This is a genomic window from Pseudomonadota bacterium (genome assembly GCA_016711215.1).
Classification (GTDB): Bacteria; Myxococcota_A; Polyangia.
In genome coordinates this window covers 186,197-200,594 of sequence record JADJTL010000003.1, presented here as the reverse complement: position 1 = coordinate 200,594, position 14,398 = coordinate 186,197, and the positions used below count along the sequence as shown (strand labels likewise).

Annotated in this window: 7 protein-coding genes; 1 reads left to right on the top strand and 6 read right to left on the bottom strand. The window is 72.0% G+C overall.

What is annotated here, in order from left to right; genetic code table 11:
• Positions 1-46 precede the first annotated feature (46 nt).
• Positions 47-289 (top strand): acyl carrier protein, encoded by a 243-nt coding sequence (locus IPL40_09830; protein MBK8481458.1) that lies wholly within the window; start codon positions 47-49, stop codon positions 287-289.
• Positions 290-400: 111 nt separating this feature from the next.
• Here IPL40_09830 and IPL40_09825 read toward each other — a convergent pair whose 3' ends face one another.
• The 6 genes from IPL40_09825 to clpB form a co-directional block, all read right to left on the bottom strand.
• Positions 401-2,095, bottom strand: a complete 1,695-nt coding sequence (locus IPL40_09825; protein ID MBK8481457.1) for a diguanylate cyclase — start codon at positions 2,093-2,095, stop codon at positions 401-403.
• A 137-nt stretch (positions 2,096-2,232) separates the two neighbouring features.
• A complete protein-coding gene (locus tag IPL40_09820; protein MBK8481456.1) occupies positions 2,233-2,595 on the bottom strand; it encodes a response regulator in 363 nt (120 codons plus the stop codon).
• 1,397 nt (positions 2,596-3,992) lie between these two features.
• Positions 3,993-5,564: a C40 family peptidase gene (locus IPL40_09815; protein MBK8481455.1), complete on the bottom strand. Its 1,572-nt coding sequence runs from the start codon at positions 5,562-5,564 to the stop codon at positions 3,993-3,995.
• Positions 5,561-10,681, bottom strand: coding sequence for a tetratricopeptide repeat protein (locus IPL40_09810; GenBank protein ID MBK8481454.1), 5,121 nt, complete (start codon positions 10,679-10,681; stop codon positions 5,561-5,563). Before IPL40_09810 ends, IPL40_09815 begins: the two co-directional genes overlap by 4 nt.
• A 103-nt stretch (positions 10,682-10,784) precedes the next feature.
• Positions 10,785-11,792, bottom strand: a complete 1,008-nt coding sequence (locus IPL40_09805) for a DnaJ domain-containing protein (protein ID MBK8481453.1) — start codon at positions 11,790-11,792, stop codon at positions 10,785-10,787.
• 15 nt (positions 11,793-11,807) lie between these two features.
• Entirely contained in the window at positions 11,808-14,396 is a 2,589-nt protein-coding gene (gene clpB / locus IPL40_09800; GenBank protein MBK8481452.1) for an ATP-dependent chaperone ClpB, read from the bottom strand.
• Between the last annotated feature and the right edge of the window lie 2 nt (positions 14,397-14,398).

Below are 14,398 nucleotides of genomic sequence, written 5' to 3'. Positions count from 1 at the left end.
GCCGCGCCGACGGATCCCACCGAGGAGCGACGCGAGGAGAACCGAGATGGAGCTCACGAGCACCATTCAGTCGATGATTGCCGAGATCGGGGAGCTTGATCACCCGGAGAAGATCGGGCTCGATCAGCACCTGATTGAGGACCTCGGGCTGGACTCCATGCTCCTGCTCGAGTTGCTGTCGTCACTCGAGCAGACTTACAGCATTTCCATTCCCGAGACCGAGTATCCCAACATGACCACCGTCAACGCCTGTGCCGAGGTGGTCCGCCGCTACCAGGCCGCCGCCTGAGGGGCGCTTGCCGCCCGTCGGGCCTTGGGCCGCCAGGCCCTCAGCGCTAGACGCGCCACGGCTTCAGGACGACTCGGCTTCGGAACGACTCGGGCTCAGAACGATTCGGCTTCAGGGCGACTCGGCAGCGCTGGTCGCCTCTTGCTCCCCGGCATCGACGCGATTTCGCCCAGCATGCTTTGCTGCGTAGAGCCGTCGATCGGCCACCGCGAGCAGCTCGTCGAGGTTGTGCCCATCCTGCGGGAAGAGGCTGATCCCGGCGCTGAAGCCGCCCGCGAAGGCCGCGCCCGCGTCATCGACAAAGGTGGCCGACGCCAGATCGTCCTTCAGCCGGCAGAGAATCGTCTGGGCTGTCGGCAGATCGACCTCGGGCAGGGCCACGATGAACTCCTCGCCACCCCAGCGCCCACGGACGTCGGCGTCGCGTAGCCGAGCGTCGAGCGCGCGTCCCATGGCGGCGAGTACGCGATCACCGGCGAGATGGCCGTGGCGATCGTTGATCCGCTTGAAGTGGTCGAGGTCGATCAGCCCCAGCGCCAGGTTGTCGCCGCGCCGCTGGGCGTCGGCCAGGCGCGCGGCAAAGGCCTCGACGAAGGCGCGGCGGGCCAAGACGCCCGTCAGCGGGTCACGGCTCGAGCGCTCGCGCACCAGGCGCGCATGCTCGAGGCGCAGGCGCAGGCGGGCCAGCAGCTCCTGCGTGACGATCGGCTTGGGCAGATAGTCGTCAGCGCCGGCCTCGAAGGCCGCGATGCGCTGCTCCGGGCTGGCGTCGGCGGTCACCACGATCACTGGCAGCATCTGCCAGGCGGGGTTGGCGCGCACGACGCGGCAGATCTCGCAGCCGCTGATCCCCGGCATCATCAGGTCGATCAGCAGCAGGTCCGGCGCGATGTGATCGAGCACCTCGACGACGCGGCGGGCGTCGTCGAGGGTATGCACCTCGATGCGCTCGGCCCGCAGCACGGTCTGCAGCACCTCGAGGAAGTGCGGGTCGTCATCCACCAGCAGCACGCGCACGCGCTCGCGGGCTTCGCGGTTGCAGAGCTGGCGCACCGCGGTCGTCAGCTCCTGGTCGCTGGCGGGCCTGCTGAGAAAGAGGCACGCGCCCGCGTGGGCTGCCGCCACGCGCGCCTGCAGCGAGGTCTCCCGCGAGAGGAAGGCCAGCGGCAAGGAGAGCCGCCCCGGCAGGCGCCGCAACCGACGCGCCAGATCGAGGGTGGCCATGGGCTCGCGCGGGTCGACATCGAGCAACACCGCGTCGATGGGTTGGGTACGGGCCTGGAGCAGCGCGCCATCGGGGTCGCTCGCCGTCAGGACGGTGGTAAGCGCCTGGGTGGCGGCCTGGCCGGTTTGCAGCCGGAGCGCCTGGTCGCGCGTGACCAAGAGCAAGGTCGACGCAACGCGCGGCAGCTCGGGGCCGGTGATGGCGGAGCGTCGCGGGGAAAGGGCCGGAGTCGCTTCCGGCGCCGGTCGCTGGCGGAAGGGCACCACCTCCTGCTCGAGTTCTGCGAGCGCGGTGGTGATGGTCGACCAGCGGCGGTCGCTGGTCGGGTCGCGGAGCTGCGCGACGATGGCCTTCTCGAGCTCGCCGGCGGCGCTGCCAAGGGGGCCGAAGCCGTAGGATCCCGCGGTGCCGTGCAGGCGGTGGGCGAGCTGGTGGGCTCGCTTCAGCTCGTCGAGCAGGCCGCGATCGCGCGCGCCGGCGAGCGCCTGGGCGATGGCGTCGACCTTCTCCCCGAGGTGCGACTCGTAGCTCTTGCGCAGCTCAGCGAGGCGCTCGGCAAGTCCACCGTCGGCGGATCTCACGCCGCCTCCCGACATGGTCGACAGTGAGGTCGCGGCACGATCTTGCACCATGTCAGTGTCCTCGCTTATTGGCCCGAGACTCGGCGAGCGTGTCGCGCCAAGCACTGGTCTAGCACCGGGGGTCGACGCCTACCGCGCTAGAGCGCCGCGACCAGCGCTCGTATCTGTTGCGGCAGCTCCATTGGGTCGAAGGGCTTGGGAATCACGCCGCAGGCCCCGAGAGCTAGGTACTGGTCGACCTCGCGCCGCTGCACCTTGGCGGTCATGAAGATCGCCGGCAGCTTGACCCACCGGGGATCGCTGCGCAGGCGGCTGAGGACCGCGGGGCCATCCATGCCCGGCATCATCACGTCGATCAGGATCAGGTCGGCCTCGGCCTGGGCGAGCTGACTGAGGGCCTCTTCGCCGGAAGCGGCGAGGCGCACCTCCCAGCCGCCGACGGCGCTGAGCGCGATCTCGGCGACCGTGCGAATGTCCGGCTCGTCATCGACGAGCACGATGCGCTGTGGGATCAAGGAGCAGCCCCCCGTGCTGGCGTCGGTCTGGTCCGCAGCCGAGCCGTCGACCAGCGAGTGACTCAGGGTACCCGCGATGGTATGTCCGTGCAACGAAGCCGATTCGGCAGGGGGGTTGGCGGAGGGCGCTGGCTCCCCTTTGTGGCGTCTGCGCTCCGCTTCTGAGGGGCGAAAGCGCAGGGGAAGGCCCAGGGGGCAGCAGCAGATGTCTCGACGAGCGTCGGGTGAGGACAGTGAGGACGAGCCGAGGCGCTGTCGTCCAGCCTGGTTGGCGGCCGCGTTGGCGACCGTGCTTCTCGCGAGCGGTTGTCGCGTTGTCGGACCCGAGGCGACCGCCCGCAGGGGCGATGCGAGCGGCGCGGAAGCGCCCGCCACGGCGCTGGCGCCGCTGCTACGACGCGTCGCAGCAAGCTGCCGGTCTTTGGCGACAGGGATGCTGTCGCCCGGCGGGTGTCGTCCCCCGAGCCTGGCGGTAGAGCTCGCCGCGCTCGAGAGCCGGACGGCTCCAGCGCGCGTCGTAGGGGAGTATGCGGACCTCTGGTCGGCGGCCGGGCCGGCTCTCCCCTTGGTGGCGCTGGCGCGACTCGAGACCTTGGCTCAGAGCCGGGATTGGGCGCTGCGGGCGGCAACGCCGGCTGCGGTCGCCTTATTGGTCGACTGGTTGCGGGCGCATCCGCGCGCCACTGCCTTTGGTGCGCGAGTGGCACGGCTCCTCGGGCTCCTCGCGGGCGCGAGGGGCAGCGATCAGCAGGTCATCGAGCGCCTGGCCGCCCCGAGCGACGAAGTGCCGAGGGGCGCGGCTGGCACGACGGCGGCGCCAGAGGTCCGCGCCCGTCCGAGCGCGGTGGGCCGGCTGTCCTGGGCGATCGCCGCGTTCCACGGGGCCCTCTGGACGCATGGACGCGCGGCGGTGTTGCCGCGGCTCCAGGCTGCTCTGGCGCCAGGCGAGGACCTCGCGCTGCGGGTGGCGGTCCTCAACGGCTTCAGCGGGGGATGGCCGTGGACCGAGGAGGAGCGCGCCCGAGTTTGCCCCCTGCTCCGCGCTCTGCTGGCGGCCGACGAGCCGCTCGAGGTCGCGAGCTCGGCAGGCTTCCGTGCGGCCGACGCGTGCGTGGAGGCCAGCCGTCTGCTCCTGGCCACCGCGCGCCGGTGGCTCGACCGTCGCGCCATCGACGAGCTGATGATCATGGCGCTCGCGCGGGCCGGCCACCGGCTGCAGCGGGCGGGGCCGGCTGTTTTGGCGAGTGAGGTTGCGCCGCTGCTGGCCTGCGTCATGCGGGAGCAGGCGATCCACGAGGCGGTGCGTGCGAGCGCGCTCTCTGCGCTCTACGGCCTCGATGCGCCTCAGGCGCGACGCCTCGCTCGGGGGATTGTCGGCAGCGCTAAGGGGCAGTCGAGCCCCGTTGAGGGCCCCTTGCGCCGCGCCGCTCGTCGGGTGCTGGCGATCGTGCCGGCAAAAGGACCGCCGCCGGGTTCGCGCTGGGGTCCGGCGGCGACTGCGCCGGCGCGAAGATCACCAGTCGAGTGATGCGCTCGAGCAGGCTGCGCCTGGAGCTGCGTCGCCCGAGGGCCAGGGTCGTGACGGCGGTGCGGTTGATTCGCCACATCGTCTCGCCCCCCGCTGGGCAGGGCGCGAGGTAGCCAGAGAGCGTGTGCAGCGCGTAGAGCTGCCCGGCGGCGCGCCCGACATAGAGCATCACGTGGCCGGGGAGGTAGAGCAGCACGAGGCCGCGCCGGGCCGCGCCCACGATCGCGCTCGCCTTGCTGCCCGCCGCCCAGCCCGCCACCTCGAGCTGCTCGGTACCTGCCGCCGCCTGTTGGGCGGAGGCGCGCGGGAGGTCGAGGCCAAAGCTGGCGAAGAGATCCATCAGCAGCCGCGAGCAGTCGCGGCGGTGGTCCGTGCCGCCCCAGCCGTAGGGTTGGTGCAGCAGCGCGAAGGCGCGACGAAAGAGCGAGCGTACCGTCAGCGGGTTGGGTTGCGGCGCCAGCGCCGCCGACGCGATCCAGCCGCGGCGCAGTCCCGTGCCGCCTGCGGTCGGCAGGGTGACGGCCTGCATCGGCCTTGGTGTCGCGTCGAGCGCTCCGGCCGGCACGCCGCTCGCCGTGTCCTCGGCGAGCACGAGGCGCAGGCCCAGTCGCGCCAGACCGATCAGGGCACCGCCGGCCGGCTGCGACCAGAGGGGCACGTTGTCGCTCGCCGCGATGGCGGAGCGCTGGGGCCGCAAGTAGCGCTCCGCCTGCGCGGACGTCAGCGGCGCGCTGAGCGCCGCGAGGGCGGCCCAGCCGGTGGCGTAGCTCGACCAGACCTGGGCGAAGCGGCCCGCGTGGGCCACCACGCGCACGCTTTCGCCGAAGCGGAGCTGCGAGCATTGGAGCAGGTCGAAGTCGGGGAGACTGCCGGCTTCGACGACTCGCGCTTCGGTTGGCAGGCAGCGCAGGGCGGTGCTGCGATGCACGACGCGCAGCTCGTCTACCGCTTTATAGTGGTCGAGCCTGCGCCGGAGCTCATGCCGCAGCGCTTGCGGGGCCAAGCCGTCTGCGGCGACCTGGCTCCCCTCGCGAAACGCCTGTTCGAGGCGCTGGAGCCGGCGTTCGAGGTCAGCCCTTAGTGCCCGGCGGTCGACGGGCCGCTGCCGGACCTCCCACCGACCCACGGGCCGACCCTTGGCCCTGAGCGCCGCGACGCGGGTGTTGTGGGCCTCGCGCGCGGCCGCGTCGAGCAAGGGTTGATCGAGGGCGGCGGGGTAGCGCCCGAGCCAGAACTCCGCCAGCTCGTGTTGAGGCGCTGTCCCGGGCGTGAGCGGTGGTCCTGGGGCCTCCGCAGGGCAGGGCGGGAGCGCAGCGCCTGCGCGTCTTGAGACCCTGGCGCAGCCGAGGTGACCGAGGCCGCCCAGCCCTGCGAGGACGAGCCAACCGAGCCTGCGCGCGCAGGGCGCAGCCAGCGTGGCGCTCAAGTGTCGGTAGCGCGGGCGGTCCACAGCGCACGGTGCAGCGTGGCGTACTCCTCGCTGACGGAAAAGCGCAGCAGGGCCAGCAGGCGCGGCGCCTCGAAGCCTGACTTGTCCCGGGGCTGGGTCGCTTCGGCCAGCGCCGCCAGGGCGACCTGCGGGCTGCCGCTGAGCAGCAACCCGACGCGGTCGGCGCGCTCCTGCAGCGCGCTTTGCCAGCGTGCGGTGGTCGAGGGCGGCGTCGATCCGAGGCTCATCGACTCGAGGCTCTTGCGCACGCGGCGCGGGAGGGCCCGCAGCACGCGCTTGCGCAGCTGCTGCGCCAGCGGATCGACCGGATCGTCCTCCGTCAGGGCGGCGATCAGATCACTGAGCTCGGCGCTGCTCAGGCGCTCGGCCAGGGCGCCCGCGCTCGCCACGCCGACCAGCGCCCGGCCGATCCAGAAGCGAAAACGCGCGGCATTGGCTTCGCGGGCGAGGGCTGCCCCGACGACGAGCCGCAACGGGGCCCCGACGACCCCGCAGGCCGGAAGCTGGCCACCGACCAGCACCTGCACGGTGCCAAGACCAAGGGCCTGCGCCACCCGCTGAACCGCCGAGCTCACGCTCGGTGGCGCCTCGGGCAGGGGCGTTTCGCCGGGCTGATAGAGCTCGCCGAGGTGTGGTGCAGCGGCCGCGAGGGCCTCGTCGAGCGGCTGTAGGGCGCGGTCGAGCGGGAGCGTGGCCACGTCGAGCAGCCCGAGCGGGCTGCCCTGCTCGGTGAAGACCTGCAGTCGCGCGGCCTCGGAGGGCGTGATCACGCCGAGAAGCTCCAGCGCCGCGCCGGCCGCCGCGGCGACGATCGGCTGCCCGACGAGGGGCAGCAGCCGCAGCAGTCCGCGGTAACCGTCGACCGATCGGGGCTCCGTTTGCAGGACGCGGCGCAACACCAGCACGGCCGCCTCGTTCGCCCCTTGCTGCTCGAGCGCGCGCGCGGCGATCAGCTGGGTCGGCACATCCCCCGGTCTGGCGGCGAGCGTCTCGCGCAGCAGCTCGAGCGCGCGCGCGGGTTGGCGCAGATCGTCGATGAGCACGGCTGCGGTGGCCCGGCGCAGCGTATGAGCGGTGTCTGTCGCGCCGAGCGTCGGGATCGTCGCCGCCATCAGCGCGACCAGGCGCTGCGCCTCTTCGCGGTCGCGGTAGTGCGTGATCAGCCGGGCCAGGAGCGCCGGCTCGGTCGCGGCGTCCGCTAGCGCCTCGCGCTCGGCATGCTCCACCAGCGCCTCGTCGCGCAGGCCGATGCGCGCCACGTCGGCGAGCTGCAAGAAGGCCCAGACGCGGATGGTCGCCGCCTCGTGGGCGCTGAGCGCATCCAGGAGCTGCCGGGCCTGGGACCAGCTCCCCTCGACCAGACAGACGCGCACCAGCAGCTGCTGGGTGGCGGTGTCGCCGGGATCCTCGCTCAAGGCCTGTTGCAGCACGTCGCGTGCGGCGCGCAGCTCATGCAGGCGGTCGAGGCGCAGCTGCGCGAGCTGCAGGCGTGCGCGCTGGCGCGTGGCGGGGTCGTCGCTGCGCCGCACCAGCTCGGTCAGCGCCGCCGCGGCGTCGGACCAACGCTGCTGCGTGGCGAGCAGCTCGGCCAGGGCCGCCAGCGCCGTGACGTCGGTAGGCACGAGGGCCAAGAGCTCATTCAGCTCGCCAATCGCGCGCGTTGGATCCTTGAGGTGATCACGCAAGAGCCAGGCATGGGCGCGCAGCAGGCTCGCTCGTTCGTTGGGCGTTGCGGTCGCGCGGATGCGCCGGCTGTAGAGCTGCGAAAGTCCCTGGACGTCCTCGGCCTCGCGCAGCAGGCGCTCAGCAGCGGCGAAGGCCGCCGCGTGGCTGGGATCGTCGCTGAGCGCGCGCTGCAGGCTCTTGAGCGCCCTGGTCTTGTCGCCGACGCGCAGCTCCCAGAGCGCGGCGGCGTGGAGGCTCGTGGCAAGTCGCGCGGGCATGCCGGCACAAAGCTCGGCCTGCCGATCGTGGAGCGCCGCGCGCTCCGCCCAATCACCACGCAGCGCGGCGAGGTGGGCCATCAGCCGCAGGGTTGGCAGGTGGGCCGGATTCAGCGTCAGCGCGAGCCGCGCGACGCGCAGGGCGTCGTCGGCCTGCTGGGCGCGCAGGTGGGCGCTCGCGCTCTCCCCGAGCAGGTGCAGCCGGATCGCCGGATCGCCCTCCTGCTCTGCCTCCTGCTCAAGCAGTCCGGCCAGCTCGCGCCAGCGTCCCTGCCGCTGCAGTACGCGCTGGAGCAGCCAGGCCGTGCTGCGCTCGTTGGGTTGCTGTGCCAGCGCTTGTCCGGCGGCTGCCTGAGCCTCCTCGAGCGCACCGGCGGCCTCGAGCTGCTGCGCTGCCTCCGCGAGGTAGGCGGCGGCGAGCGCTGGGTCGAGCGTGGCCTGACCGATCTCGATCAACTGCCGCATCAGCGCGGGGTGGTGGGTCGACCGATAGACGCGCAGCAGCTCGCCGCGCAGCCGCGCGCCGTAGGGAGCCTTGGCCGCGGCGGCGTGGCGCGTCAGGTCGGGGGCCTCGCCGAGCCGGAGCTCCCGGAGGCGCGCGAGCTGGAGGTCGAGCTGCGTGCGAACCCTGGCGCTGGCTGGCAGCGCTGCGAGCTGCTCCAGGGTCTGCGCCGCATCCTCGAGCTGCTGGCGCCGGAGCTGGACACCGTAGCGGCCGAAGAGCGCAGGCATGAAGTCGGGCAGGCGCTCGAGCGCCTGGTCGTAGAGCCGCAGGCCACGCTCGCTATCGCCGAGCCGATGCTCGGCCAGCTCGGCGGCGCGGCAGAGCGCGTCGGCGGCCGCGACCGGCTCCGAGCGCGCGGCTGCGTAGTGTTGCAGGACCTCGACGAGGTCAGGCACGCGGTCGGCGCCGCGAGCCAGCCGATCGAGGGCGAGCAGCGCGACGCTCGAGTCGGCGACGCAGCCGAGCGCGCGCACGTAGGAGGCGATCGCCTCGGCGGCGTTGCCGAGGTGCTCCTCCTGGATGCGGCCGATGCGACACCAGAGTTGGGCTGCCTGTTGCGCGTCCTGCCCGAGCGTCAGCTCGCGCTCCAGCAGCGCCACCAGCTCGCTCCAGCGCCCGAGACGGTGGTAGAGCCTGCCGATCGCGCGAAACGCGGCGCTGTTGCGCGGATCGCGTTGGAGCACGTCACGATAGATGCTGAGCGCGCGTTCATGCTCGCCGAGCTCTTCCTCCAGCACGCTCGCCGCCTGCAGCCGTCGGGTCAGGCTCTCGTCGCGATCCTCCACGCTCTCGGCCTCGCTCAAGAGCAGCTGCGCCAGCGCGGCATGGTGCCCTTGTTCGCGGTAGACCTCCGCCAGCTCCGTTGCCGCGGCGCGGCTCTGTCCCAGCGCCTGCGCCTGCTTGAGCGTCACGATCGCTTGCTCGGGGTCCTGGAGCGGACCGGCCAGGAGCTGGGCCAGCTCGAGGTGCAGGTCGTGGCTGAGCTTGGCGTCGGTCACGTAAGGGAGCTGAAGTGAAAGCAGCGCGGCGAGCTCGGCGTGGCGCTGATGCCGGCGCAGCAAGCGGCGCAGCGGCCAGAAGGCCAGCGGCAGGCCCGGCTGCAGATCGAGCGCGCGCTGGTAGAGCGTCGCGGCCTCGGCGGCGCGGCCGAGGCGTTCGGCGAGGATGCCGGCGGCCTCGATGCAGCGCAGCGCTCGGCGTTGCTCGGTGTCGGTCGATTCCGTTTCGGGGAGAATCAGGGTGAGCAGGCTGTCGAAGTCGCCCCGTTGGCGGTAGATCGTGCCAAGGGCCTGCACCGCCGGCAGGTGGCCCGGCTGCGCCTCGAGCGCCTGGCGATAGGCCGAGGCGGCCTCCTGCACGTTGCCGAGCCGCGTTTGCAAGAGCCAGCCGATGCGCGTCGAGAGCGCTGCTCGACCCTGCGCGTCGAGCGTGCGCTCGCGCAGTTGGCGCAGGACGGCGACCAGCTCGGCGTGGTGGCCGGCGTTCTCGTGGACGTAGGCCAGCCGCACCAGCGCCGTCGAGTCGTTGAGGGCCAGCGCCGCAGCTCGGGTCAGGTTGCGGGCCGCCGCGTCGAGGTCGCTGCCGCGGTCGAGCTGCAGCGCGCCCGCTCGCAGCAGCCAGCGGTGCTTCTCTGCCTGGTCCAGGGCGAGCTCGGCCAGACGCTCCATCGTCGCGCAGAGCTGCGACCACCGCTCGTGTTGTAGCTGCAGCTCAGCCAGCGCCAGCAGCGCCGGCAGCCCCTCGGGGTCGAGCTCGACGGCGCGCAGGTAGTCACGTTCGGCCTGGTCCCGATGCTCTGGCCTGGACTCGTTGAGCGTGCCCGCGGCGTAGAGGCAGAGGGCGCGCTCTTCCGGCACCGCCAGGGTTTCGCTCAAGCGCTCGAGCGTGGTGGCTGCCTGGGCGTCCGCGAGCTCGATCTCGAGCCCAGCCGTCATCGTCAGCGCCAGGACGTGGGCTGGGTCGAGACGCAGGGCTTGGCGCAAGAGCTCGAGCGACTGCCTACTGGCCCGCGCCGTCGGTCGCTGGGTGTAGGCGGCCTCGATCAGCGCGTCGATGCGGGTGGTGTGTTCGCCGCCGAGCCGGAGCTGGCGCTCGGCGAGGTCCGTGGCCGCAGCGATCTCGCCTTGCCGCAGCAGCAGGCGGCGCGCCCTGGCGACCACGTGCGGGCAATCGGGGGCCAGCGCGAGCGCTGCGTGGAGCTGGGCGGTGACGGTGCCACCGGCGTGCTCGGCGGCCTGGGCAGCCGCGAGGTGCAGACTGGCCGCATGCTCCGGCTGCGCCTTGCCGACGGCCAGGGCCTCAGCGACGAGGAACGCGCTCTCGGCGGCCCAGTCGATCGTCGCTGGTTCGCTGTCGAGCTGCGGCGGGTCGAGCCGCGCCAGCGGCGGCGCCGCCGGGGCGGCGAGGTCGACCGCTCCAATGCCGGGCGTGGTGGCGCCGCTCGCCCTCGCGTCACCCCCCGAGCCGGTCACGCTGTCAACGGTGATCGGGTCGATATCCTCGTAGTCGTCGTCCGTGACCTGGGTGGTTGGCCCCTGGGCCGTCGGCTCGTCGGCGCGCGCGGCCCGAACGCCCCCCGGGGGAGGAGGCGGTGGTGGCGCGCCCTGCGGCCGCGGATGTCGCTCCAGGGGGTCCTGCTTGCTCATTTCGGTCGCCGCCGTATCAGTGAGAGTGGGCGCATGATACCAGATGCCGCCGCCGTGCAAACCGCGCTCGGCCTGCCTCTTATCGCTGCGCGGTCGCCGCTGCTCAGCCCGTGCCCTTGAGGCGCTCGAAGAGGTCGCGTTGTTCGGTGCTCAAGGGGCTCGGCACCGTCAGGCGCACCTCCGCCAGCAGATCGCCGTGGCCGCCGTGGCGTCGCGGCAGGCCCTTGCCCCGCAGTCGCAGGCGCTGCCCTGAGGTCACGCCCGCTGGGAGCTTGAGCTGGACTTCGCCCCCGATCGTCGGCACGGCCAGGCTGGCCCCGAGCGCGGCGTCCCAGGCGGCGACGGCAAGCTCGACCACGAGATCGTCGCCCTCGACGCGAAAGAGGCGGTGCTTCGCCAGGCGAATCGTCAGCAGGAGATGGCCACTGCGCCCGCCCACAGCAGGCGCACCCTGGCCGGCGAGGCGCAGGCGTTCGCCGTCCCGCATCCCCTTGGGGATGGTGACGTCATAGCGTCGGCGCCCGCCCGGTCCGTCGATCTCGAAGCTGCGCTTGCGCCCCTCGATCACGTCCTCGAGCTCGACGACCAGCTCGGCCTCGACGTCGCGGCTCGCCGCCGGAGCGGACCACTCGCCGCCGGCGCCGGTCGTTCCGTCGCGGCCGGTCGCGGCACCGAAGAGGTCGTCGAAACGCATGCCGCGCGGCGCTCCGCGCGCTCCAGCCCGCGCCCCGCCCCGTGCGCCGCCTCGCGCTCCAGCCCGCGCCCCGCCGAAGAGCACCTCGAAGAAGTCCGAGAAGTCGCCGCCACCCTCGCCGAAGTCGACGCGCACGCCGCCACCGCCCGGCGCGCCGCGCCAGCCCGAGGGTGGCTCGAAGGGGCTGCCGTCCTGCCAGTTCGGCCCGAGCGTGTCGTAGCGCTCGCGCTTCTTCGGATCCTTCAGCACCTCGTAGGCCTCATTGACCCGCTTGAAGTTGGCCTCGGCGTCGGCGCCCTTGTTCAGATCGGGGTGGTACTTGCGGGCCAGGCGCTTGTAGGCCTTGCGCAGCTCCGCGGCGGAGGCGCTGCGTTCGACGCCGAGCACCTGGTAGTAGTCGATGTACTTCATCGGCAGCGTGCTCGCTTGGCCTCAGTGCTCCGGGCGCCCGACCACCCGCACCAGCAACCCCTCGGCGCCCCGCTCGACCACCACGCGGTCACCGCCGCGCACCTCGCCAGCGATGAGCTGCTCGGCGAGCGGTCCCATCACGTGCTCCTGAAGCGCGCGCTTGAGCGGTCTGGCGCCGAACGATGGATCGTAGCCAACCTCGGCCAGGTAGTCCTTGGCTTCCTCGGTCAGCTCGAGCTGAAGTCCCCGCTGGCCGACGAGGTTCGCGACCCGCGTGAGCTGAATGTCCACGATACCTCGGATCGCCTGGCGGTCAAGACGCTCGAAGATCAGCACCGCGTCGATGCGGTTGAGGAACTCCGGGCGCAGCGTCGCTCGCAGGGCCTGATCGATCTGTTGCCGTATCGCCGCCGGATCCGTCAGCTCGAGCAGGTGTTGGCTGCCGAGATTCGAGGTCATGATCAGGACCGTGTTGCGGAAGTCGACAGTGCGCCCATGTCCATCGGTCAGCCGCCCGTCGTCGAGGAGCTGCAGCAGGACGTTGAAGACGTCGCGGTGTGCCTTCTCGATCTCGTCGAGGAGCACGACGCTATAGGGGCGCCGGCGCACGGCCTCCGTCAGCTGGCCACCCTCTTCGTAGCCGACGTAGCCCGGAGGGGCACCGATCAGCCGGCTGACGGTGTGCTTCTCCATGTACTCGCTCATGTCGATCCGCACGAGGCTGCGCTCGTCGTCGAAGAGGAACTCCGCCAGCGCGCGGGCCAGCTCGGTCTTGCCGACGCCGGTTGGGCCGAGGAAGAGAAACGAACCGATCGGTCGGTTCGGGTCCTGCAGCCCCGCGCGGGCCAGGCGGATCGCCTGCGCGACGCGCGTCACCGCCTCGTGCTGGCCGACGACGCGCTGGTGCAGGCGCTGCTCCATCTGCAGCAGGCGCTCGCTGTCGCCCTCCAGCATCTTGGCGACGGGTATCCCAGTCCAGCGCGCGACGACCTGAGCGATGTCCTCCTCCGTGACCTCCTCGCGCAGGAAGGCGCCGTCATGCTGACTGTGCTGAAGCTGCTCCTGCAGGGCCAGCTCCTCCTTCAAGAGCTGGGGCAGGGTGCCGTAGGTCAGCTCCGCCGCGCGCTGCAGGTTGCCCGCGCGTTGAGCCTGCTCCACCTCGGTCTGCAGGGCGTCGGCGCGCTGCTTGGAGGCCTTGATCTTCTGCACCAGCGCGCGCTGTTCTTGCCAGTGCGCGCGCATCGCCTGAACTCGCTCCTTCAGCGCGGCAAGCTCCGGCTGCAGCTCGGTCGCGCGGGCTTCGGCCGCCGCCCCACGCTCGAGCTTGAGGGCTTGCTCCTCGATCTCGAGCCGGGTGAGCTGCCGCGCCAGGTCGTCGATTGCCGCCGGCACGCTCTCGATCTCCATCTTCAAGCGGGCGGCTGCCTCGTCGACCAGGTCGATCGCCTTGTCGGGCAGGAAGCGGTCGCTGACGTAGCGCTGCGACAGCCGCGCCGCGGCGACGAGCGCGCTGTCCTGGATGCGGATGCCGTGATGGACCTCATACTTGGGCTTGATGCCGCGCAGGATGGCGATCGTGTCCTCGACGCTGGGCTCGCCGACGTAGACGGGCTGGAAGCGACGCTCGAGGGCCTTGTCCTTCTCGATGTGCTTGCGGTACTCGTCGAGCGTCGTCGCGCCGATGCAACGCAGCTCGCCGCGCGCCAGGGCCGGCTTGAGCATATTGGCGGCGTCCTGCGCGCCCTCGGCGGCGCCAGCGCCGACGAGCGTATGCAGCTCGTCGATGAAGAGCATCACGCGTCCCTCGGCCGCGAGGATCTCGTTCAGCACGGCCTTGAGCCGATCTTCGAACTCGCCGCGGTACTTGGCGCCTGCCACCAGCGCCCCGAGATCGAGCGACATCACGCGCTTGTCGCGCAGGCTGTCGGGGACGTCGCCGGCCGTAATCCGCGCAGCGATGCCCTCGACGATCGCCGTCTTTCCCACACCCGGCTCACCGATCAGCACCGGGTTGTTCTTCGTGCGACGCGACAGCACCTGGATCGCGCGGCGGATCTCTTCGTCGCGGCCGATCACCGGGTCGAGCCGACCCCGGCGCGCCAGTTCGGTGAGGTCTGTGGCGTAGCGCTTCAGCGCTTGGTACTTGCCTTCTGGGTCCGGATCGCTGACGCGCTGGTTGCCGCGCACCTCGAGCAGGGCGCGGCGGAGGGTCTCGGCGTTGAGTCCGAGGCCCGCCAGCAGGCGACCGGCGTCGCAGCCCTTGGTCTCGACCGCACCGAGCAGCAGGTGCTCGATCGAGAGGTAGTCGTCCTTGAGCTGGTCCGCTTGCGTCTGCGCGGCCTCGAGCACCCGCTTCAGCTCTTGGCCGAGGTAGGTCTCGCCACCACTGACCTTGGGGCGTCGCCCCAGCGCTTGTTCGATCTGGGTCTGGAGCGTGGCCCGATCGACGCCGGCCTGGGCCAGCAGCGGCGCCGTCAGGCCTTGCTCCTGCTCGAGCAGGGCGGCCAGCAGGTGCAGGCTGCCGACCTCTTGATGGCTGCGCTGGCGGGCCAGCGCCTCGGCCCGCGCCAGCGCGTCGCGCGATTTCAGGGTCCAGCGATCGAGGCGCATCG

What these genes read in the sequence shown, in the direction of transcription:
- IPL40_09830 (MBK8481458.1), top strand. Translation starts at nt 47, where the DNA reads ATGGAGCTCACGAGCACCATTCAGTCGATGATTGCCGAGATCGGGGAG.
- IPL40_09810 (MBK8481454.1), bottom strand. Translation starts at nt 10,681, where the DNA reads ATGAGCAAGCAGGACCCCCTGGAGCGACATCCGCGGCCGCAGGGCGCG.
- clpB (MBK8481452.1), bottom strand. Translation starts at nt 14,396, where the DNA reads ATGCGCCTCGATCGCTGGACCCTGAAATCGCGCGACGCGCTGGCGCGG.